General features: G+C 39.7%; 19 protein-coding genes and 1 riboswitch. Of the genes, 12 read left to right on the top strand and 7 right to left on the bottom strand.

Features of this window, described 5'->3' with window-relative positions; translation table 11 throughout:
- The first annotated feature begins 25 nt into the window (after positions 1–25).
- Positions 26–1,807, top strand: a complete 1,782-nt coding sequence (locus MKL32_RS15585; protein WP_233739164.1) for a bifunctional metallophosphatase/5'-nucleotidase — start codon at positions 26–28, stop codon at positions 1,805–1,807.
- 48 nt (positions 1,808–1,855) lie between these two features.
- On the opposite strand, the gene MKL32_RS15580 is transcribed toward MKL32_RS15585, so the two are convergent.
- The 3 genes from MKL32_RS15580 to MKL32_RS15570 are packed head-to-tail and all read right to left on the bottom strand — an operon-like array spanning position 1,856 to position 4,247.
- Positions 1,856–2,368: a DUF1543 domain-containing protein gene (locus MKL32_RS15580; protein WP_004683100.1), complete on the bottom strand. Its 513-nt coding sequence runs from the start codon at positions 2,366–2,368 to the stop codon at positions 1,856–1,858.
- Positions 2,369–2,377: 9 nt separating this feature from the next.
- A complete protein-coding gene (trpB, locus tag MKL32_RS15575) occupies positions 2,378–3,607 on the bottom strand; it encodes a tryptophan synthase subunit beta (protein WP_004908869.1) in 1,230 nt (409 codons plus the stop codon).
- Complete coding sequence (locus MKL32_RS15570) at positions 3,591–4,247, bottom strand: phosphoribosylanthranilate isomerase (RefSeq protein ID WP_004908870.1); 657 nt, start codon at positions 4,245–4,247, stop codon at positions 3,591–3,593. Before MKL32_RS15570 ends, trpB begins: the two co-directional genes overlap by 17 nt.
- Positions 4,248–4,365: 118 nt before the next feature.
- A riboswitch (cobalamin riboswitch) is annotated at positions 4,366–4,578 on the top strand.
- A gap of 37 nt (positions 4,579–4,615) precedes the next feature.
- Here MKL32_RS15570 and MKL32_RS15565 point away from each other — a divergent pair.
- The 3 genes from MKL32_RS15565 (at position 4,616) to MKL32_RS15555 (ending at position 7,895) form a co-directional block, all read left to right on the top strand.
- The gene (locus MKL32_RS15565) at positions 4,616–6,472 is read left to right on the top strand and encodes a TonB-dependent receptor plug domain-containing protein (protein WP_270900741.1); all 1,857 of its coding nucleotides are present in this window, start codon (positions 4,616–4,618) and stop codon (positions 6,470–6,472) included.
- 94 nt (positions 6,473–6,566) lie between these two features.
- Positions 6,567–7,148 (top strand): cob(I)yrinic acid a,c-diamide adenosyltransferase, encoded by a 582-nt coding sequence (locus MKL32_RS15560; RefSeq protein WP_042891267.1) that lies wholly within the window; start codon positions 6,567–6,569, stop codon positions 7,146–7,148.
- A 27-nt stretch (positions 7,149–7,175) separates the two neighbouring features.
- Positions 7,176–7,895, top strand: a complete 720-nt coding sequence (locus MKL32_RS15555; RefSeq protein ID WP_270900740.1) for a glycerophosphodiester phosphodiesterase — start codon at positions 7,176–7,178, stop codon at positions 7,893–7,895.
- A 22-nt stretch (positions 7,896–7,917) separates the two neighbouring features.
- Here MKL32_RS15555 and MKL32_RS15550 read toward each other — a convergent pair whose 3' ends face one another.
- The gene (locus tag MKL32_RS15550; RefSeq protein ID WP_151790188.1) at positions 7,918–8,445 is read right to left on the bottom strand and encodes an META domain-containing protein; all 528 of its coding nucleotides are present in this window, start codon (positions 8,443–8,445) and stop codon (positions 7,918–7,920) included.
- A 211-nt stretch (positions 8,446–8,656) separates the two neighbouring features.
- On the opposite strand from MKL32_RS15550, the gene MKL32_RS15545 reads away from it, so the two are divergent.
- From MKL32_RS15545 to MKL32_RS15530, 4 genes are all read left to right on the top strand, one after another.
- The gene (locus MKL32_RS15545) at positions 8,657–9,826 is read left to right on the top strand and encodes an acyl-CoA desaturase (RefSeq protein WP_004908876.1); all 1,170 of its coding nucleotides are present in this window, start codon (positions 8,657–8,659) and stop codon (positions 9,824–9,826) included.
- Between the two features lie 119 nt (positions 9,827–9,945).
- On the top strand, positions 9,946–11,388 hold the full coding sequence (locus MKL32_RS15540; protein ID WP_270900739.1) for a protein adenylyltransferase SelO: 1,443 nt from the start codon (positions 9,946–9,948) through the stop codon (positions 11,386–11,388).
- Positions 11,389–11,398: 10 nt separating this feature from the next.
- Complete coding sequence (locus MKL32_RS15535; RefSeq protein WP_270900738.1) at positions 11,399–11,980, top strand: L,D-transpeptidase family protein; 582 nt, start codon at positions 11,399–11,401, stop codon at positions 11,978–11,980.
- Between the two features lie 597 nt (positions 11,981–12,577).
- The gene (locus MKL32_RS15530; RefSeq protein ID WP_270900737.1) at positions 12,578–13,654 is read left to right on the top strand and encodes a hypothetical protein; all 1,077 of its coding nucleotides are present in this window, start codon (positions 12,578–12,580) and stop codon (positions 13,652–13,654) included.
- Positions 13,655–13,698: 44 nt separating this feature from the next.
- Here the strand turns inward: MKL32_RS15530 and MKL32_RS15525 are convergent, their stop codons facing one another.
- Together MKL32_RS15525 and baeS are read right to left on the bottom strand one after the other, a co-directional pair.
- Positions 13,699–14,382 (bottom strand): response regulator, encoded by a 684-nt coding sequence (locus MKL32_RS15525; RefSeq protein ID WP_004908887.1) that lies wholly within the window; start codon positions 14,380–14,382, stop codon positions 13,699–13,701.
- 47 nt (positions 14,383–14,429) lie between these two features.
- Positions 14,430–16,097, bottom strand: coding sequence for a sensor histidine kinase efflux regulator BaeS (gene baeS, locus MKL32_RS15520; RefSeq protein ID WP_270900736.1), 1,668 nt, complete (start codon positions 16,095–16,097; stop codon positions 14,430–14,432).
- Between the two features lie 130 nt (positions 16,098–16,227).
- On the opposite strand from baeS, the gene MKL32_RS15515 reads away from it, so the two are divergent.
- The 4 genes from MKL32_RS15515 (at position 16,228) to MKL32_RS15500 (ending at position 21,458) form a co-directional block, all read left to right on the top strand.
- Entirely contained in the window at positions 16,228–16,605 is a 378-nt protein-coding gene (locus tag MKL32_RS15515) for a hypothetical protein (protein WP_004908890.1), read from the top strand.
- Between the two features lie 481 nt (positions 16,606–17,086).
- Positions 17,087–18,889, top strand: a complete 1,803-nt coding sequence (locus MKL32_RS15510) for an acyl-CoA dehydrogenase C-terminal domain-containing protein (protein WP_270900735.1) — start codon at positions 17,087–17,089, stop codon at positions 18,887–18,889.
- Between the two features lie 160 nt (positions 18,890–19,049).
- The gene (locus MKL32_RS15505) at positions 19,050–20,831 is read left to right on the top strand and encodes an acyl-CoA dehydrogenase C-terminal domain-containing protein (protein ID WP_270900734.1); all 1,782 of its coding nucleotides are present in this window, start codon (positions 19,050–19,052) and stop codon (positions 20,829–20,831) included.
- A 129-nt stretch (positions 20,832–20,960) separates the two neighbouring features.
- Entirely contained in the window at positions 20,961–21,458 is a 498-nt protein-coding gene (locus tag MKL32_RS15500) for a phosphate-starvation-inducible protein PsiE (RefSeq protein WP_004950384.1), read from the top strand.
- Between the two features lie 36 nt (positions 21,459–21,494).
- Here MKL32_RS15500 and MKL32_RS15495 read toward each other — a convergent pair.
- Positions 21,495–21,834 (bottom strand): transposase (locus MKL32_RS15495; protein WP_270900733.1); only part of this gene is annotated, 340 nt, incomplete at its 5' end.

Raw genomic sequence — 21,834 nt, 5'->3', positions numbered from 1 at the left:
ATCTTATACCACTCGATCAAAAAATATGACTCTACATCCATTATTAAAAGTGAACGCGTTGGGATTCATAGTATTAGCACTGACAGCATGTAACGACAACGATGATCAAAATAGTTCTGCAACCCAACCAGAACGACAAAATCAAAGTATTAATATTTTAGCTTTCAATGATTTTCACGGTAATTTAGAACCACCAAAACGTTTTATTGAGGCTGAAGACCCCACTGACATTAATAAATCGGTACGAATTCCTGTAGGTGGTGTCAGTTATTTTGCAGATGCAATCAATAAACTCCGTGCTCAATATCCTAACAATGCCGTGGTATCTGCGGGTGATTTAATTAGTGCCTCGCCACTTACCTCATCTCTATTCTTGGATGAACCGACCATTGAAACCATGAATGAAATCAAAATTGATTTTAACGCGGTTGGTAATCATGAATTTGATCGTGGAACTGATGAATTACGTCGTTTGCAAAATGGTGGTTGTCAGCAATATACCACCACTAAACCTTGCCAAATTAACAAAGATTTCGCTGGTGCAAAATTTAACTTTTTAGCAGCAAATGTCTCTTTGAAAGCTGATCCCAAAAGAACACTATTTCCTGCATATAAAATTAAGCGCTATGGCAATATCCCTGTTGCATTTATTGGTTTGACCTTAGAAGCAACACCAACAATTGTCTCAGCGGCAGGTATCAAAGATGTTGATTTTCATGATGAAGCCGAGACTGTCAATTCACTTATACCTGAGTTAAAAAAGCAAGGGGTTGAAGCAATTGTCGTAGTGGTACATGAGGGTGTAGCGCCAAGTACTAAATTTAATGCGAAAACCTGCGCAGGATTAAGTGGACCTTTGACTGGAATATTAGATCGTTTAGATACTGCGGTTGATGTCGTGGTTTCAGGACACACCCACCAGTCTTATATCTGTGACTATTCAACCTTAAACCCACAAAAACCATTTCTATTGACCTCAGCAGGACAATACGGCACAGCAATTACCAACATTAAACTTGAGCTCGATGGTAAAACTGGGGATGTCATCAAGAAAGATGCTCAACAAGTGCCAATTCAAAGCGAAGCATATACGTCTGGAACGACTACGGTTAACTTGACTAACTTATATGAGAAATTTAACAAGACACCAAGTATCGAAGCGATTCTGGATAAATATCGTCAAGCTGTAACTACAATTTCTGCACGTATCGTAGGCACTGCGACCACAGTCATTAATCGAAATGCAGCTGAAAGTGGTGAAACCGCTTTAGGTAATTTAATTGCAGATGCCCAACAGGCAGCAGCTTTAACTGCAAGCAATCAAGGCTCTGATTTCACATTAATGAATCCAGGTGGGGTACGTGCTGACCTTCAAACCAACAGTAATAATCAAATCACTTTTGGAGATGTATTTGCAGTACAACCTTTTGGTAATTCGATTGTCACTTTAAGTCTGACAGGCCAACAAATCCGTGAACTTTTAGAACAACAGTGGTCTGGGGCAAATGCTGATCGACCTCGTATATTACAGCCGTCTAAAGAGCTGAGTTATGCTTATAAAAAAGATGCAACTGCTGTCCCACGTGCGACTCAAATTATGATTTCTGGGCAGGCTTTAATGGATAGCAAATCTTATCGAGTCACCGTAAATAGTTTTATTGCAGATGGTGGCGATAACTTTACTGTACTCACAAAAGGAACCAATCGTGTAGGTGGTGGACAAGACGTTGATGCATTAGAAAAATACATCAACCAAAATTCACCTGTTCAAGCACCTGAAACCAACCGTATTAAAGTTATTCAGTAGTTCACATAAAAAATGGGGAAGCTTTCGCCTCCCCATTTTTTATGATATTTAATCAATTGGAAGATAAGTATTTTGCCAAGTTATCGGCTTAAACAGACCTTTCACTAAATGCACATAACGCCCTGCAACATGATCGATTGGGATACAATCATCCACCTCAATAACACGGTCAGTATGTGGTTTACCCCACTCTGGTGGAATCAACTGCTTCGCAATCTGTTTAGCATGAGTAGTATTTGTAGCAACCACCAAGTGATAACGATGTAACTCGCCAAATTGATTTGCTGAATATCCGCCGAGATTGATCAAATATAACTTTTGCTCGTCTACTGCTGGGGCAGCAAGCGCGAAGTGAATTTGATAATCTACACCTTGCGTCTGAACTCCAGAAAACTGAGCCCAAGCGTCAATATGTAAACCCTTCAACTCACCAAACCAAGCTTGTTTCAGTTGAGGAATGATCTCCTGCACATCATCACCGATTGCCATAACCACATCATGGACTTCGGTAATGGCTTTAGCATGTCGACCACCCAACATGACCATAAACAAACTTGGCATGAGGTTGACTTACATTTCAACCATTTCGACGCCATCAATACGGGCTACCGTCATTAAATCTTTATCACCACGACCTGAAACAGTCGCAATGATGATTTGATCTTTTGACATTGTTGGTGCCAGTTTAGTGACATACGCCATCGCATGTGAACTTTCCAAAGCAGGAATAATTCCTTCAATTTTGGTGAGATCACGGAAACCTTGCAGAGCTTCATCATCCTTAATCGGAACATATTCAACGCGTTTCATATCTTTCAAGAAACTGTGTTCTGGTCCAACACCAGGATAATCCAAACCTGCGGAAATACTGTGTGTTTCAATGATCTGACCTTGTGCATCAGACATGAGGTAAGTACGGTTACCATGCAATACACCAACATGACCTGCATTCAATGGAGCAGAATGTTTACCTGTTTCAATACCGTAACCAGCAGCTTCAACGCCATACATTTTGACATCTTGATCATTCAGGAATGGATAGAACAAGCCCATCGCATTTGAACCACCACCGACACAAGCAACTAATGCGTCAGGAAGACGACCCGCTTGCTCAAGGATTTGGCGACGCGCTTCGCGTCCAATAATCGACTGGAAATCACGTACAAGTTGTGGATATGGGTGTGGCCCTGCAACTGTACCAATTACGTAATATGTCGTATCGACATTAGTTACCCAATCACGCATCGCTTCATTTAATGCATCTTTTAAGGTTTTTGATCCGCTTTGCACTGGTACAACTTTTGCGCCAAGCAAACGCATGCGATATACATTCATCGCTTGACGCTTTACGTCTTCAGCACCCATGTACACCACGCACTCCATACCCAAGCGAGCAGCGATTGTTGCGGTTGCTACACCATGTTGACCAGCACCTGTTTCAGCAATGATTCGTTTTTTGCCCGAAAGTTTTGCCAATAATGCCTGACCAATCGTGTTATTTACTTTGTGAGAGCCAGTATGATTAAGGTCTTCACGTTTTAAGTAAATTTGCGCACCACCGAGGTGCTGAGACCATCGCTCAGCATGATAAAGAGGACTAGGACGACCAACATAGTACGCAAGATCACGATCAAACTCAGCCAAAAACGTTTCATCATTTTTCATACGATTATAAAGATTTTCTAAATCTTCAAGCGCAGCCATCAGCGTTTCTGACACAAAACGTCCACCATGAATACCGAAATGCCCTTGAGCATCTGGAAACTGGGTGTAGTCAATCACATTATTTTGCTGATCCACGTTGGACTCCTTGCATAAATTTTTCAATGAGTTGTTGGTCTTTTATACCTTTTGCGGACTCTACGCCTCCGCTCACATCTACAGCAAAAGCAGCCGTAGTGTGTATAGCTTCACTCACATTTTCAGGGGTTAGACCGCCTGCCAAAATCAGTGGGATATCAAGTTGAGGAAATTGATTCCAATCGAAACAATGCCCCGTCCCACCTTTTAACTGAGGATGCCATGCATCTAAAAGTACTGCACTGGCTCCCGCAGCTTCATAACGTTGAATTTCAGTCACAACATCTAAATCAGGCTTAACTTGGATCGCTTTGTACCAACGGCGCTTACATTGCGCAGCAATTTGTTGGCATTGCTCAGGGGGTTCATCGCCATGTAGTTGTAATACATCTAAAGGAACTGAATCAAGCACCGTTTGGATTTCTTGTGCACTTGCATTGACAAATAAACCCACCAATTGCACATAGGGAGGAACGAGATTCGCAAGTTCCTGTGCATTTTCGATAGTGACATGCCTTGGACTTGGAGGGAAAAAAACCAAACCAATTGCATCTGCGCCAGCACTTACTGCGGCTTGAATATCTTGTGCACGTGTGATGCCACAAATCTTGGCGCGAGTTCGGCTTTGAATTTGGCGCATAATAAGTCCAATTTTAGCATTAAAATTTGATTGCACCGCATTGTAATCCAATTTAACCAGCTTGGGGCAAAGTTCAGTCTGAAATGCGATTGTTTAAAAAACGTGAACACTTTATACTGCGCTCAATCTCGCAACAAGTCTAAAGCAAAATCTTTTGCTTATAGGGAAGTTGGTGCAAATCCAACACTGCCCTCGCAACGGTAACACCGAATTATTAATCTCAGCTCTAAGCCAAATCACTGCATCTGAATGATGTGGGAAGATGATTAATAGCATCACGATTGTGATGATATAGTGAAGTCCGGAGACCTGCTTGTTGTTTACTTCCACATTAACATTCACGATGGGTGAATGTATGGAGCGACATCATGTCTACACATTTAAAACCGGCACATTTGGCTGGGGCTATCGCTATTGCGATGGGGTTAAGTTCAGCTGCTTTTGCTCAAACCGTATCAACTAATAAAACTGCATCACTCGGTACGATCGTTGTCACAGCAACACGTACAGAACAAAAAATTAGTGATGTCCCTGCCCGTATCAACATCATAGAACCGAAGATTCTTGAGCAATCTCCAATTGCATCATTACCGCAATTGTTACAAACAGATGCCTCAATCAATATGGTCCAAAGCGGTGGTTACGGACAAGCAGCCTCAATCTTTCTACGAGGCACTAATTCAAATCACACACTATTATTAAGAGATGGTGTTCGCCTTAACTCAAATACATCTGGCGCCGCTTCTCTTCCATTTATTGATACCACTGACATCAAACAAATTGAAGTATTAAAAGGTCCAGCATCTGTTCTATACGGTGCGGATGCTATTGGCGGTGTAGTACAACTCATCTCAAAAACACCTGAAAAAACTTCAGCTTTTGTAACAGGTGAGATCGGTGAAAATAAAACTTATAAATCTGTAATTGGTGCAGACCTAGCAGAAAATGGTTTTTATGCACAACTTCGTGGTCAACGTTTAGAAACTGATGGTACACCTGTCACTGATGCTAAAAACTCGAAGAAAGCGAGTTTTGATCAAAAAGGCTATAGTGCAAAAATTGGTGTAGAACAAGAAAACTATGCTGCTTCTGTTGATTATAGTGAAAATGAAGGCTACAGCGACTACGACAATTACGGCAATTTAGTTTCTCAAGACTTTAAAAATGAAGCGATTAACCTAAAAGCACGTGCCAATATTCTAGAGAACTTAGCTGTACATGCACGACTATCACAGTATAAAGACGACCTAAATCAAAATAATTCTCCTGACTACGTATATAGCACGACTCAAGAGGCAGAACTCTATACCAAATGGCAATTCACACCTGCACAAAACATTTTATTGGGTTCAACCTATAAAGACATTAAAGGTGATGTGTACTCTAAAAATCTTTGGGGTGGAGAAGACGTAAAATACAAAGAGTCTGTCGATACTGTTGGTTATTTTATTCAGCATCAATATCAACAAGATGGCATAGAAACTCAAGTTGGTGTTCGTGTTGAGGATAACGATAAGTTTGGTACACATACTGTAGGTCAAGGTGCGATCAGATACCAAGTATTACCACTAACAAGTGTTTATGCGAATATTGGCTCTGCATTCCGCGCGCCAACTACAAATGATCTGTATGCGATGTCTTGGGGCGCCAATCCTGACCTAAAACCAGAAGAAAGTTTTTCTTATGAAATTGGTGTAGACCAAAAGCTAAACTATGGTATTGATTTGGGGTTATCGGTTTACCGTAACAAAGTGGATAATTTAATTAGCTTCCAAGCAGGCAAACTGATTAATGTTAACAAAGCAACGTTTACAGGTGGCGAAGCATCATTTAAGTGGCAACATGATGAGTTGTTTTTAAATACAACATATGCCTATGTTCAAGCCAAAGATGATGAAACAAATAAAGAGTTAAATCGTCGTCCGAAACAAAGCTTAACTTTAACCACTGGTTGGGATGATGGAATCTACGGTATTTCAGCATCTATCGTTGCGAAATCTAAATCTAAAGATTTTGCCGACTGGCCTTCAACTACCCCAACCACAACACCAGGTTACGTAACTACTAATGTCAATGCATATTGGCAACCAACGCCAATGATCAAAATCTTCACTAATCTCGAAAACATCGGTGATGTGAACTACAAAACCGCTTATAACGGTGGTGGTGTTTACTACGTTAATGGTGGTCGTCTAGCTTCAGTGGGCGTTACGTTCCGTTATTAATCGCGCAATAATATCCTAAAAATATTTTATTAACTCCATTTTCGGGGTAATGTTTTGACCGACATTATCCCCTTTTTATTGGTAGGACAGTTTGATGGGACATCGTTTAAGTAAAATCTACACTCGCACTGGCGACTCAGGTACAACAGGGCTTGGAGATGGTTCACGTGTAGCTAAAGATGATTTGCGTATTACAGCCTTAGGTGATGTTGATGAACTGAATGCAACGATTGGTGTACTTCGTGCTCAGATCACAGCTAGCCAAATAGAAAGCAAAGCCCAATGGGACAAAAGCTTAAGTCTTATTCAACATTGGCTATTCGATTTAGGTGGTGAGGTTTGTATTCCAAACTATCATTTACTCCAACCGATTTGTATTGAATTCCTTGAAAAAGAAATTGATCAAATGAACGAATCGCTGCCGATGCTCAAAGAGTTTATTTTACCTTCAGGTAGCCTGGCATGTAGCTATGCACATCAGGCACGTGCTGTATGTCGTCGTGCTGAACGTGCATTAATGTCGGTACACAGTCGTGATCAAAATATTCAAGCAACGGCTTTACAGCTATTGAATCGTCTATCAGACTGGTTATTTGTTGCTTCCCGTGCTTTACAACGTGCAGAAGGCGGTAGCGAAGTACTCTGGCAAAAGAACATTAATGACAGCATTGAATAAGCATAATTATTTCTAAGGTGAGTCGAAATGCGAATCATTGGTCATCGTGGTGCACGTGGTGAAGCCCCTGAAAATACACTAGGTGGATTTCGCTATCTACATGGACTGGGGATACGTGCAGTCGAGTTTGACGTACGTCAACTCAAAGATGGGCAACTGGTAGTTATTCATGATGATGATTTTGTGCGTACCACAGGTCGAGCACAACATGTTGATAGCTGCGATTTATCTGAAGCTCAACAATTTGATCATCGCCATCAATGGCAGCATTGGACATTTGAAGAATACACCCCAAGTTTGCCGCATGTATTAGAATGCCTAACAGATTTTGACCACATCGAAGTGGAAATCAAAGCAGTCGTAGATGAAGCTGCTGCCGAACGCCTGATCGAGCAATTACATCAAGATTTAAAAGGTTTTGAGACTTCAGCAACGATCACTAGCTTTGATGTCAAAATTTTAGCTGCCTTACAACACATTCGTAGTCACTATAAACGCGGTTTGTTGGTTGAAATCCCAATTGGTGAATATGCCATTGAACTTGCACAACAATATGAATGTCAGCAAATAGGTTGGAAAGACCAGCTTGCCACTGATGAGATCATCCAGCTCACCCAGCATGCGAATTTAAAAACCAGTGTTTGGACTGTGAATGACATTGATCGAGCAAAACATCTTCAACAACTCGGTATAGAGGGGTTGATTACAGATGTCCCTCAACTCATACTGCAACACCTCAAGCTGTAAAAAAAGACGACTTATGTCGTCTTTATCTTTGGCGTTGGGCTTGAATTAGGCGCTGACCTTTTTCATCTAACAAATATAAATTCGTCCCATCAAAATGAAACTTTTTCACACGCTGCATGGAGTCCATTAAATCAGCTTCTTGGGCCAAAGCCTTGTCACAACTATTATGTCCAGCCATCACATCAAAATCTAATCTGTGTTGCGCAAAGTTATACGTATAACGACCATATAGGTTATTACACCCTGTATGACCAGAGACTAGGTTTGTTGCAGAATTAAGAGCGAAATTTGGATATTGATTAAAGAATAATGCCCTTTTGTTATGAATGTGAGTAATTTGCCACGTCACATCTTGCACGCCATCTGTACTCTTGCGAACTTGTAGCGTTGGAAGTTGATTCACACGTTTTGGCTGCAAGGTTTTAGACTGGGTCGTTTGTGGTTGGCTTTGACAAGCCGAAATCACAAGAGCTGTCGATATGATTAAACTTTTGTTAAAAAATGCCTTCAAATAAGAAATGATATTTTTCACGGTAATTTGCTCAGACATTGATTTAGTTCATCTTTTAATTCATTGACCATATTAACAAATGAATTCTGTTACTGTTCTTTCGATACAACTGTACAATAATACTAGTGCTTATGAATCTGGGCATGCTAATATCAGTGATAAAATAGCAATATATCGTCATGATTGGTTTTGCTATCTCGTTTAGTTTTATTATCTTGTGCAAACAAGATTATTAGGAGCGCTGACGGATATGAATTCCGCCCCACTCAAGAAAGCACCCATTAATTGGATTGCAATTTTTGCATTGGTATTTTTACCAATCGTTGCGCTAATTACGGTTCCAATCTATAGCTACCATCATGACTTCAGTATGGGCGCATGGATTAGCATGTTCTTTTTACTGGCTGTAAGCAGTTTAGGTATTACCGCTGGCTACCACCGTTTATGGGCACACCGTGCTTATGAAGCAGCTTTACCTCTTAAAATCTTACTTATGATTGCTGGTACTTTTGCGGTTCAAAACAGTATTTTGTTTTGGGCTTCAGGTCATCGTACTCATCACCGCCATGTTGATGATGTCGATCAAGATCCTTATTCGATCAATAACGGTTTTTGGTATGCACACATGGGTTGGATGTTGCGTAACTACCCTGCGGCTGAACCAAACTATAAAAATGCACCTGACTTGTTAAATGACAAGCTCGTCATGTTCCAACATAAATATTATGTTCCATTAGTGATCGCAGTGCATGCAGGTCTTCTATTACCAATCGGTTGGCTTGTTGGCGATGTTTGGGGCGTATTATTACTTGGTGGTTTAATTCGTTTATTCATTAGCCATCACGTTACCTTCTTCATCAACTCTCTTTGTCATATGTGGGGCAAACGTCCATATACTGACGAAAACACAGCACGTGACAATTTCATTTTAGCGATTCTCACTTGGGGTGAGGGTTACCATAATTATCACCATATTTTCCAATACGATTACCGTAACGGCGTGAAATGGTGGCAATATGATCCAACTAAATGGTTAATTTGGACAAGCTCTAAACTTGGTTTAGCCAAAAACTTACGCCGCATTCCTAGCTTCAACATCCAAAAAGCTGAACTTGCGATGAAGTTTAAGTATGCTGAACAAGACCTTGCGATTTATGGTCATGATGTCAATACAGATATTGCTCAGATGAAACAACGTATTGCTCAAGAATATGAAGCATTTACCAATACCTTAAATGATTGGGCTAAATTGAAAGAGCAAGAACTTCAAACTAAAAAAGCGGCTATGGCTGAAAAGATTCATCAAATGGATCATAAGCTTAAAGTTGATTTCCAATTGCTTGAACATCGTCTTGCTCATCACCGTGAATGCTTAGAAACTTTAGTTCGAAATATTAAAAAAGCACCTGTTTCAGAGTAATCAATTTACTCAATCAAAATGGTCTCTCAATGAGGCCATTTTTTATGCCTATAAGCATTCGCCTATTCAAACCTATATTTGATATAGTGATTACTCAACCCATCTCTTGACCTTATTTTATGCAATTTAATCCCCGTTACAATTCACTGAATCCTAAGCTCTATCACCAACAACCACCAAGCCCTTTACGTGGTGCAAAAGCAGGTCACTTTAATGAAGCTCTGGCAGATGAATTACTTTGGAATGCAGATGATAAATCTAACTGGGTTGAAATTTGCAGCGGTCAAAAAACCTTCAGCGACTTCCCACCTTTAGCCATGGTTTATGCGGGTCATCAGTTTGGTCAATGGGCAGGACAATTGGGTGATGGTCGAGGATTATTGATCGGACAAATACTCAACAAGCATGGCGAAACTATCGATTTACACTTAAAAGGTGCTGGGTCTACTCCCTACTCACGTATGGGTGATGGTCGTGCTGTTCTTCGCTCGGTAATTCGAGAGTATCTTGCAGGTCATGCACTCAATGCAATTGGTGTAGCTTCAAGTCATGCGGTAGGTTTCACTACCTCTACGCAAGGCGTACAACGTGAAACTTTAGAGCTTGGTGCGATGTTATTACGCACTTCGGATTGTCATATTCGTCTCGGTCATTTTGAATGGATCAATCAATACGCACCTGAATTATTAACCGAGTTCACTGAAAAATGTATCGAATGGCATTATCCAGAATGCCTACAATCAGAGAATCCAATACTCGCATTTGCTCAAAGCGTGATTGAGCGTACTGCAATCATGATCGCGAAATGGCAATTGGTGGGCTTTGCTCATGGTGTAATGAATACTGATAATCTCAATATCACAGGTTCAACTTTAGATTTCGGTCCATATGGGTTTATGGAACGTTTCCGTCCGAATTGGATCAATAACCACTCAGATTATCAGGGGCGTTATACCTATCAGAATCAACCAAGCATTGGACACTGGAATCTGTGGACGTGGTTAAATAATCTGATTCCGCTAGCCAAACCTGAACAAAAAGAACAGTTCAAACTGGATTTGGCAAAATGTTTAGAACAGTTTGAGCCAGCTTTTTTAGCGCATTATGGTCAAGGCTTGTGCCAAAAAATGGGACTGCCACATTTCCATAAAGACAGCTTGGATTGCAGTTTTGCATTCTTACGAATATTACAAACTGAACAACTGGACTATACGCAAAGTTTTATTCGCCTTCAGGATAAGCAATATAAAACTCTTCGTGATGATTGTTTAGATATCCGTCAGTTTGATAGCTTTCTCCAACAGTATCAAACAATTCGAGAACATCAGGATACGAATGAATTAGATACTGTAATGAAACAAGTGAATCCTCAATACATTTTACGTAATCACATGGCTCAAAAAGCCATTGAACAAGCGGAACGTGGAGACTTTAGTGAAGTTGATCGTTTATTCAAGTTGCTAAATCAACCCTACACACGAAAATCAGACTTAGAAACCGAACAAGATACTGCCCCACTTCCGAGTGATGTACCTGAAATATCAGTAAGTTGTTCATCATAGAAGATATTGTATGAAGTTAGGGCTGGCTATTGGATTTGCATTACTGGTTATTTTGTTAGGATTAGCTTTTTATAAATATGAAAAGTTTATTCCTAACTTAGCTCCTATTCACCCACCCCTTTCAGCTAAAGAAATAGAAGAGATTAATAAAACTAAGCCTGTAACGACAATAGAAGTTTTTAAACAACAACGGCAACTGAAACTCAAACACCATGATCAAATCATTCGAAGTTATCCGATTCGCTTAGGCTTCAATCCGATTGGGCATAAACAATTTGAAGGTGATGGTAAAACACCAGAAGGCACTTATACAATTGACTGGCGCAATCCTCAAAGTGCTTATTATAAATCTTTGCATATCTCCTATCCAAATCCGAATGATCTCGCTTATGCAAAGCAACGGCAAAAGTCAGCGGGCGGTGATGTGATGATTCATGGCACAGTCCCTACTCCTGCAACAGCATTCCCTGCGAGTTCCACTTATATGCCTCGTAAAGACTGGACTTTAGGATGTATTGCCGTGATAAATGCTGATATGGATGAAATTTGGCAACTTGTTAAAAATGGCACGCAAATAATTATTCATCCATAATTGAATCAAGCCCATTGAAGTTGTGTTGGAGATAAATATTGTGATTAAACTGGACAAGGCTTAGTCACAGCATAAGTTCATCATCTAGATTTATATCCCCTAGCACTTAAAAAATCAGCATAAGCTTTTGTAAATTAATAAAATACGCTTAATACTAGACCGTTCATTGATTATCTAAGTACTTTATCAGTAGATTATTTCTGCAAAATCATTATCAAACTATCCACATTTTCTGTGGATAATACTGTGGTTATCCACAGGATAAAATTAAAGGCTCATTTTTCTTATTAGATTTATCTCTTTGTGAAAGAATTCTACACATCCAAACGCCCTAACAAAGTTATGTAAACAATAAGCTCACAATGAAATTCGTTGTTAGTCTTTTAAGTCTTAGACCTAAGATAGTAAAATTTGTATAAAATTCAAACAACACAATATAATCTCCTCCCAAGATTTGGTGATTTTAAATTTTGGATCAGCACTCAGCTTTTGTGACTAGAATTCATGGTGAATTTAGCATATACATTCAGATTGAAATGAAACATAGCGACTTAGGTTTAAAACAATAAACTACACATGATTAGGATTAGTTTTCAGATGCCTTTCAACACACATACCAAAATACTATTTGCTTTTGCACTTTCCAGTTCGTGTCTGCTGCATGCAGCACCTTCGTTTGATGAAGATACACAAATCATTTCAAGATCTCCTCTTGGCGTTTGGATGCTAAAACAAGACTTAAACCAGCCTAAACTCAACTGTGCTATTCGATTTATTTCTACTAAAGATACTGAAAACAGTTTTTCTATTTTTGGTGCTACAAAAAAAACTTCACATGCAACGATCCTATTTCAAGGTAAAAACATTCCTACCACGCATACAGCAGAAGAAATGCGAGTCGAACTTCGACAGCAAGATTTAGCTGCAACCCCCCTAAAAGCTCAACTTTTGCCAAGTTCAAGTACAGGTATGCTTGCAGTTAACACAGGAGATATTCAGCAAACGCTTAAATCTATGCGTGATCAAGAAAAAAACCTACAATTAAAATTGAACAATGCCACGATTTACACACTTGACTATGATGGTTTAGCTCAAGCACGAACAGCGATGCAGGATTGTCTCGCGGGTAAAGCGGTCAAAATAAAATCACTAAAACAAGCAACAGCTGAAATTCGCCCTGTTGGTAATTCAACGATCACAGGACAAGCATTTTACAAAGGTGCAATTCTTGCAAAAAAACAATATCCACCCAAAGGAACACAAGCTGTTGGTTTAATCTGGATGACAGATGAATTTAAAGCATGGTATGAAAAAGTTAAACGTGATCAAAAGCTACCAACTCATATTCCAGAATCTATTCTCAAACATTTCATGTCTACGCGTATTTTAGATGATCAAGGACGTTTTAAATTTACCAACTTACCTGCGGGTGAATACATTCTCATTGCAAATTTTTCTTATGAAAAAAATGTTAGCCATACTGAAGTTGTTGGGCGAACTGATGTTTATGTGGGGAATCAATATATCGGCTCAAACGACCAAATTGCTCGTTGGAATTATATTGTGAAAGAAGGGACTTCTTTTGAGAAACCTGTGACCATCCCCAAAGATGGCGATACGATTAATGTAAGTTTAGATAAGTCACAAATCATGTGTTTTTTGGTGTGTTTCTAAAAAAGAAAAGCTAGCCTTATGATCTACATAAGGCTAGCATAAAATTATTCAGGGTATTCAAAACGATAACCGACCCCATAAACGGCTTGTATCCACTCATGACGATTTCCTGTGTCTGCAGCTTCTGTAATTTTGCGACGAAGGTTTTTGATATGACTATCAATCACTCTATCCGCGACATCAAAGCTGTCAGGATTGATGTGATCTAAAAGCTGCGCACGTGAATAGACTTGTCCTAAATGCTCTAAAAACAATTCTAATAAACGGAACTCTGTTGGCGTTAGCGTCAGCGCTTTTTGTTGATACCAAATTCGTTGCTGAGCTTTATCAATACGGAATAAATCATTCTGTTCAGGCTCAGCTTTTCGCTCTAAGCGACGTAACACGGCTTGCACTCGCGCAACTAACTCTTTCGGACTAAATGGCTTACAAATATAGTCATCAGCACCCATATTCAGCCCCAACACACGATCGATTTCTTCAGTACGTGCAGTAACCATAATAATTGGTAAATCTGATTGCTCACGGACTTTACGACAAATCGTTAATCCATCCATACGTGGCACCATCAAATCTAAAATCATCAGGCTTGGTTTGCGTTGCTGAAATTGAGTATAAGCATCTTGACCATCATGAAACATGCTGACTTCAAAACCAGCAGCCTCTAAATAATCTCGAACCAACTGTGCTAGCTCTACTTCATCTTCAACCAACATAATATGTTTCATGGTCTACATCCTATACATCACATCCTCAGAAATAGAGGAATAAAAAGTTATTTGATTTGTTTTGGAAAAGTCAGAACACAACGCAAACCACCTAATGATGAATGCTCAAATGTCAGTGAACCACCCAATGCTTGTGCCAATTTACAAGACAAAGCCAAGCCTAAACCCGTCCCTCCCGTACTCCGAGTACGAGAATCATCAACACGATAGAAACGCTCGCCTAAACGCGCTAACTGCTCATCATTCACACCAAATGGGCTGTCATCCACATACAATATCCACTGTTTAGCATTTTGTTGAGTATGAATCTGTATTTTCCCACCTTGTTCGGTATAGCGAACACTATTTCCTAACAAGTTAACAATGATTTGCTTAAATCGATCTCGGTCTAATGAAAGAATCGCTCCTTCGCCAGAAAGTGAAACTTCTAACTGATGCTGTTCAAAAGTTGATTTAAAGTTTTCAACTTCTTGCTGAATAATCTCCCAAGGATTTACATCAGCAAAATAACATTTAAGTTGTTGAGCATCAGCTTGAGCCAAATCAGCTAAATCTTGAGTTAATTTTTTTAAACTAGAGACTTGCAACATCATGGCATTTAAGTGCTCTGGTGTTGCCTTACGAATCCCATCCTGCATCGCTTCAATTTGTGCCTGTAATACAGCTAAAGGCGTTTTTAACTCATGCGAAGTATCAGCAACCCATTGACGACGTGACTCTTCATGTTGATGCAAAATATCAGCCAAATGATTCAACTGATTAGATAAATCGCCTAATTCATCATTACGCTTAATCGCTACCTGATGTTGATAGTTACCCTTGGTCAATTCTGAGGTCGCTTTTAATAAGCGCTGGATTGGCTTTTTAAAATAAGTTGCCATCAACAATGCTGCAACCAAACTCGACAATACAGTCAGCACATAAACCAAGAATAAATAACGTTTCTGATTACTAAAGAAATTAATACTTGAGGCATCATCTTGATCAAGCACAGGCTTTAAACCTAAGTAACCCACTACTTGTTGACCTACCAAAATCGGACGGTAAGAGATTTGATCTGTTGCGGGTTCACCAACAACAAATTGATGTTTTGCATCATAAAGAGACAAGCGAGAACTCAGTCCCAACCGATCTGGAATCGAAACAAAACGTTTTTTTCCATTTTGAGTATCATCATTTTGCTTATTAGACTTTTGCTCAGAACTATCTTTTTTTAACTTAAATTGACTTGGACTTAATGGAAATTTTAAACCCTCAAATGGTTGATATTCCGACGGCAGATTTTGCTTGAGGATATTCAGCTCTTCGGTATTAAAAATTTGGCGATTTCTTATTTCCGCATTATTTTGCGATAAGCTTGGAGACATGCTTAATAAAGTATGTTCATTAAAGTATCTTTGCTGCAAAGCAATGTCGTACTGACGACGCAACCACCACTGTGATAAACGATCATAGTCATCTGGTGCGGCAGTTCCTTCGATTTGTAAAATTTGCGCCTGAATCGCATTCCCCCAATCTTGATAAACGTTATATACATTCCCCAAATTGGCAATCAAACGATCTAACTTTTGCATTTCCACATCGGCAACATATCGAGCAAAGTTCTTTTGCATCGTCCAATGTAAAATCCCCAAACTAATCGTGGCGATCAACAACGTTGTTAACAAGACGGTTAGGAATAAGCGTAAAGCTATAGGAATACGACGAATACTCAAATATATAGTCTCAACATGGATCTACCTTTTGATTGTAACCAACATGTCAGAAAAAAACTCTCCATTGTTTCTTCATCATTATTGTCTAATCTTTAACTCATCAATGAGCAAGTAGTTTACTGGATAAAAAATGAAGAAGACTCAGATTGCAATTTTAAGCACAGTTCTCGGTTCAACACTAGCTTTAGCAGCTTGCCAATCCACTACGCCTGCTGAACAAAATATGAATAGAGATCATCATCGACATCATACAATGCAGCGCCAAAATCTTAGCCCTGAACAGCGTGCCGAGTGGCAAGCTAAGCGTGAGCAGCGTTTAGAACAACGTGAACAAATGCGTCAACATCATCAAGCTCAAAAAGCGAAGATCGAACAAGCATGTCAAGGAAAGCGCATTGGTGAACGCGTGAATATTCAATGGAATAATCGTGTCATCGAAGGTACTTGTGAAGTCCGTTTCAGCCCTGATCAATCACAATTTAAGCGTCAAATGCATCCAACTACTTAACCCTCTTCATTACGGCGCTTCACAGCGCCTTTTTTTATCAATGCATACGAGACACTTATAAAATCATAACTAATAATTACTCAAGAGTACTGGTTACTTTCATTTTCTAAAAATTAATCTAAAAATAAAAACCTGATGAAAGTTTGCAAAGTTGCGCCATAATAAATCGTGAAAATATTGATTCCGATGATCTCACTTACATTATCATCATTAATTCAGATCAAAATAACCACTACACAGCTGCTTACGATTTTAAACAAGCAGTACAAGTAAAAATTAGAAAAAACACATACAATCTCAGTGCTTATACAGGCAAAATGACAATCTTTGACTTCGCAGTCACTAAGAAATGACCTGTAATAGCTTGTACCAAACTATAACTTGTTGCACGATTAGGGGTACAAAATGGTGCCATTAATTGGGCACATTTATCATTGACTAAGATTATAACTCTGGTTTGACCAGTATTGAGGAACCCGCTATGCCACAATACAAAGCACCCTTACGTGATATGCAGTTCGTATTGCACGAATTATTAAATGCTGAAGCACATTACGCAAAACTGCCTGCATTTCAGGGCACCGTAAGCCGTGAATTGGTTGATCAATATTTAGAAGCAGCGGCAGATTTCTGTGAGAATGAACTTTCTCCTATCAACCAATCAGGCGACCGTGAAGGTTGTACTTGGAATGACGGTGTTGTCACTACGCCTACTGGTTTCAAAGAAGCGTATCAAAAATATATCGAACTTGGCTTCCCATCTTTATCTGCTGATGAAGAATTCGGTGGTCAAGCGTTACCAAACTCTTTAGGGATTGCCATCTCTGAAATGGTCGGTACAGCGAACTGGTCTTGGGGTATGTACCCAGGTCTTTCTCATGGTGCTGTTCGTACAATTGAACACCATGGTTCTGATGAACAAAAAGCGACGTATATGCCAAACCTTGTATCAGGTGTTTGGACAGGTACAATGTGCTTAACTGAATCTCATGCAGGTTCAGACTTAGGTATTATTCGTACCAAAGCAGAACCAAATGATGATGGTAGCTATGCAATTTCTGGCGAGAAAATCTTTATCTCTGCTGGTGAACATGACATGGCTGACAACATCGTTCACATCGTTCTTGCACGTTTACCTGGAGCACCTAAAGGCACTAAAGGTATTTCGCTGTTCATCGTACCGAAATTCCTTGTAAATGCTGATGGTTCAGTTGGCGAGCGTAACGCTGTACGTTGTGCTTCAATCGAACACAAAATGGGTATCCATGGTAACGCAACTTGTGTGATCAACTTTGATAAAGCAAAAGGTTACTTGATCGGACCAGAAAACCGCGGCCTAAACTGCATGTTCACATTCATGAACACTGCACGTATTGGTACAGCCGTTCAAGGTCTTGCTGCATCTGAAGGTTCTTTCCAAGGTGCTTTAGCATATGCGAAAGATCGTTTAGCAATGCGTGCACTTTCAGGTCCTAAAGCGCCTGAAAAAGAAGCAGATCCAATTATTGTTCACCCTGCTGTTCGTAATATGCTTTTAACTCAAAAAGCATTTGCTGAAGGTGGTCGTGCACTTGTTTACTTATTGGCTCAGTATGCAGATATCGTTGAAAAAGGCGAAACTGAAGAAGAGCGTAAATTTGCTGACAACATCTTGTCTCTGTTAACACCAATCGCTAAAGCATTCTTAACTGAAACTGGTTCTGAATCTGCAAAACATGGTGTTCAGGTATTTGGTGGTCACGGATTTATTTCTGAATACGGTATGGAGCAAATTGTACGTGATACACGTATTGCTTGCATATACGAAGGAACAACTGAAATTCAAGCACTTGATCTTTTAGGTCGTAAAGTATTGCAAACTCAAGGTGCAATGTTGAAAGACTTCACTAAGATCATCCATAAATTTGTTGAAGCGAACAAAGACAACGCAGCAATGCAAGAATTTGTTGCACCTTTAGCTGCTGCAAACAAAGAGTGGGGCGACATCACGATGCAAATCGGTATGCGCGCAATGCAAAACCCTGATGAAGTTGGTGCAGCTGCAGTTGATTACATGTATTTCTCTGGCTATGTAACGCTTGCTTACCTATGGGCTCGTATGGCATTGGTTGCTCAGGAGAAACTAGCTGAAGGCACCACTGACGTTGACTTCTACAATGCAAAAGTAACGACTGCTCGCTTCTACTTCAAGAAGATTTTGCCACGTGTTCGCTCACATGTAGATGTACTTTCAACTGGTGTTGCGCCATTGTTTGAACTTGATGCGGAACACTTCGCGTTCTAATCATAGATTAGAGTGAGATGCAACGTTCATCACAAAAAAAGGACTGGTCAGTTTTGACCGTCCTTTTTTTGTTTAATCAATGCTAAATTTAGATTATTCATTTATTTGTTCGTTTTATTTGATCACTTTGCACAGAGCCTGTGCCTAGAAGGGAACGATTATGCCAATTTACAATGCTCCTTTAGCAGACATGAAATTCATCTTAAATGATGTATTTAACGCAGAACAATTTTGGCAAGCTAATGAAAAACTTGCTCATGTAGATGCGGCAACGGCTGAAGCTATTTTAGAAGAAATGGCTAAATTTGCGCAGAATGTAACTCATCCTCTTAACCGTACAGGTGATGAAGAAGGCGCTCGTTGGGAAAATGGTGAAGTATTCACTCCAGCTGGTTTCAAAGATGCTTTCCGTCAATATGCCGAAGGTGGTTGGATTGGCTTAGGTGCTGATGAGGAATGGGGCGGTCAGGCAATGCCAAAAATGCTGACTGTTCTTTCTGATGAGATGTTATTCGCAACCAATCCATCATTCTTGCTCTACCCACTTCTTTCTGTAGGTGCAGGTATGGCATTAAACAGCTATGCATCTCAAGAGCAAAAAGAAACTTATTTACCTAAAATCTACTCTGGCGAATGGTCAGGTACGATGTGCTTAACTGAACCGCATGCAGGTACAGATTTAGGAATTATTAAAACCAAAGCTGAACGTAATGAAGATGGTACTTACAACATCACAGGTACAAAAATCTTTATTACAGGTGGTGATCACGACCTCGCTGAAAACATCATTCACTTAGTTCTTGCAAAGACACCTGATGCTCCTGCTGGTTCACGTGGTATCTCTTTATTTATCGTACCTAAGTATCTTGTAAATGAAGATGGTTCTTTAGGCGAACGTAACTTAGTTGGTGCCGGTTCAATCGAACACAAAATGGGGATCAAAGCGTCTGCGACTTGTGTCATGAACTTTGACGGTGCTAAAGGTTTCCTCGTTGGTAAAGAAAATGAAGGTCTTGCAGCGATGTTCGTCATGATGAACTATGAACGTTTATCGATGGGTATCCAAGGTCTAGGTGCTTCTGAATTTGCTTATCAAAATGCTGCACAATACGCCACTGATCGTTTACAAGGTCGTAGCGCTTCAGGTGTTCAGTCACCAAGCAAACCTGCAGACAGCATTTTAGTTCACGGTGACGTTCGTCGTATGTTACTAAACGTACGTGCTAACAATGAAGCATCACGTGCATTTGCTGTTTATGTCGGTCAACAGCTCGATATTACGAAGTTCTCAACCGATGCTGAAGCTGTTAAAAAAGCCAATGACCGTGTTGCGCTTTTAACACCTATCGCTAAAGCTTATCTAACAGATACAGCATTCCAAGCAACGCTAGATGCACAAATGGTATTTGGCGGTCATGGTTTTATCCGTGAATGGGGTATGGAACAATGTATCCGCGATCTTCGTATTGCTCAAATCTATGAAGGAACGAACGGTGTTCAATCACAAGATTTAATCGGTCGTAAAGTGATTAAGAATGGTGGTGCTTTCATCGCTGAATACATTGCTGAAATTCGTGACTTTGCAAATACATTAGATGCAGATTTGAACTTCATTAAAGATGCAACTTTAGATGCAGCAACTGAAGTAGAAGCGGTTACTCAATTCATCATTGAGCAAGCAGCTGAGAATGTAGAGTTCCCTAACTCTGCTGCTGTAGATTACTTACATGCGGTTGGCTTACTCAGCTTCAGCTACATGTTTGCAAAAATTGCTGCTGCTGCTAAAGATAAGTCAGGTGACTTCTATCAAAACAAACTTGCTTTAGCTCGATACTTTGTGACTCGTATCTTGCCTGAGTTAGAGGCACGCATTAAGAAAGTTGAAGCTGGTTCTGATCTCATCATGAACTTCAGTGAAGACTATTTTACAAATCAATCTTAACTCCAAAGTAAAGTAATGTTAGAAGCTGCCTAAATCATCTGGTTTAGGCAGCTTTTTATGTCAATAATTAAATTTTTGCACAACAATTGCATAATATCTTTATACATTTTTATAGAATATTTAATCTTTATGCCGACTTCAAAAGAGAGACTCGAAAGCATTCAACGCTTATTTGACAGATTTGGTCACTATGCCGTTGAAGCATTCCATTATTTAGCTTTGTTTATTATTGGCTGTATGATCGCGTGGTCAGCAGTTCATACCGTAATTGATATTTTAACCGTCAAAAAATATGCGACGATTGATGATATTTTATTATTATTTATCTACTTAGAGCTTGGCGCTATGGTTGGAATTTACTTCAAAACCAACCATATGCCTGTACGATTTCTGATTTATGTTGCAATCACAGCACTTACACGCTTGCTTATCGCAGATATTCAACATAATCACAAAGCGTCTATGGATCAGGTCATCATCACAGGATCCATTTTGATCTTAGCTTTGGCTATTCTGATTGTCCGTTTTGCTTCATGGAACTACCCCTCTGTGATCCGAGGCAAAGAGCAGGAACAGCAAATTCCAGCAAATAAAACACCTCGACCTCAAGACGATGAGCTTGCATAAAAAAGCAGCCTTACGGCCACTGCTGTCCCACAAATATCACAAGATGAACCTCAATTGAGGTTCTTCTTGTTTTCGCCATTTTTTATCAGGCACAAAGAGTGACCTTAAAAGTTTCCTTTCAAATAAATTGACCTGAATAATTCTCAGTAAACGCTGAACACTCCATCCTTCTTGTGCCATGTGTTTAGCGAAGTTCACCAGCAAATAGGCAATTAATGCAATCCATATTTGCGTTTGTATCGCATTGCGGCTTCGACCTAGAAATGACTTCAGTTTTAAATTCTGCTTGATGGCTTTAAAGAATAACTCAATCTTCCAGCGGTCTTTATAAATTGCAGCAATGGTGGATGCTGCCAGATGAAAGTTGTTGCTCAGA

This window comes from Acinetobacter sp. AOR34_HL (genome assembly GCF_027854795.1).
GTDB lineage: Bacteria > Pseudomonadota > Gammaproteobacteria > Pseudomonadales > Moraxellaceae > Acinetobacter > Acinetobacter junii.
Note: the sequence above shows the minus strand (reverse complement) of the source record. Positions and strands in the feature narration are given on the sequence as shown.

Excerpts from the sequence above, each read along its gene's own strand:
- MKL32_RS15585 (WP_233739164.1), top strand. The coding sequence starts at position 26 with ATGACTCTACATCCATTATTAAAAGTGAACGCGTTGGGATTCATAGTA.
- MKL32_RS15580 (WP_004683100.1), bottom strand. The coding sequence starts at position 2,368 with ATGCCAAGTTTGTTTATGGTCATGTTGGGTGGTCGACATGCTAAAGCC.
- MKL32_RS15570 (WP_004908870.1), bottom strand. The coding sequence starts at position 4,247 with ATGCGCCAAATTCAAAGCCGAACTCGCGCCAAGATTTGTGGCATCACA.
- MKL32_RS15565 (WP_270900741.1), top strand. The coding sequence starts at position 4,616 with ATGTCTACACATTTAAAACCGGCACATTTGGCTGGGGCTATCGCTATT.
- MKL32_RS15560 (WP_042891267.1), top strand. The coding sequence starts at position 6,567 with ATGGGACATCGTTTAAGTAAAATCTACACTCGCACTGGCGACTCAGGT.
- MKL32_RS15555 (WP_270900740.1), top strand. The coding sequence starts at position 7,176 with ATGCGAATCATTGGTCATCGTGGTGCACGTGGTGAAGCCCCTGAAAAT.
- MKL32_RS15550 (WP_151790188.1), bottom strand. The coding sequence starts at position 8,445 with ATGTCTGAGCAAATTACCGTGAAAAATATCATTTCTTATTTGAAGGCA.
- MKL32_RS15545 (WP_004908876.1), top strand. The coding sequence starts at position 8,657 with ATGAATTCCGCCCCACTCAAGAAAGCACCCATTAATTGGATTGCAATT.
- MKL32_RS15540 (WP_270900739.1), top strand. The coding sequence starts at position 9,946 with ATGCAATTTAATCCCCGTTACAATTCACTGAATCCTAAGCTCTATCAC.
- MKL32_RS15535 (WP_270900738.1), top strand. The coding sequence starts at position 11,399 with ATGAAGTTAGGGCTGGCTATTGGATTTGCATTACTGGTTATTTTGTTA.
- MKL32_RS15530 (WP_270900737.1), top strand. The coding sequence starts at position 12,578 with ATGCCTTTCAACACACATACCAAAATACTATTTGCTTTTGCACTTTCC.
- MKL32_RS15525 (WP_004908887.1), bottom strand. The coding sequence starts at position 14,382 with ATGAAACATATTATGTTGGTTGAAGATGAAGTAGAGCTAGCACAGTTG.
- MKL32_RS15515 (WP_004908890.1), top strand. The coding sequence starts at position 16,228 with ATGAAGAAGACTCAGATTGCAATTTTAAGCACAGTTCTCGGTTCAACA.
- MKL32_RS15510 (WP_270900735.1), top strand. The coding sequence starts at position 17,087 with ATGCCACAATACAAAGCACCCTTACGTGATATGCAGTTCGTATTGCAC.
- MKL32_RS15505 (WP_270900734.1), top strand. The coding sequence starts at position 19,050 with ATGCCAATTTACAATGCTCCTTTAGCAGACATGAAATTCATCTTAAAT.
- MKL32_RS15500 (WP_004950384.1), top strand. The coding sequence starts at position 20,961 with ATGCCGACTTCAAAAGAGAGACTCGAAAGCATTCAACGCTTATTTGAC.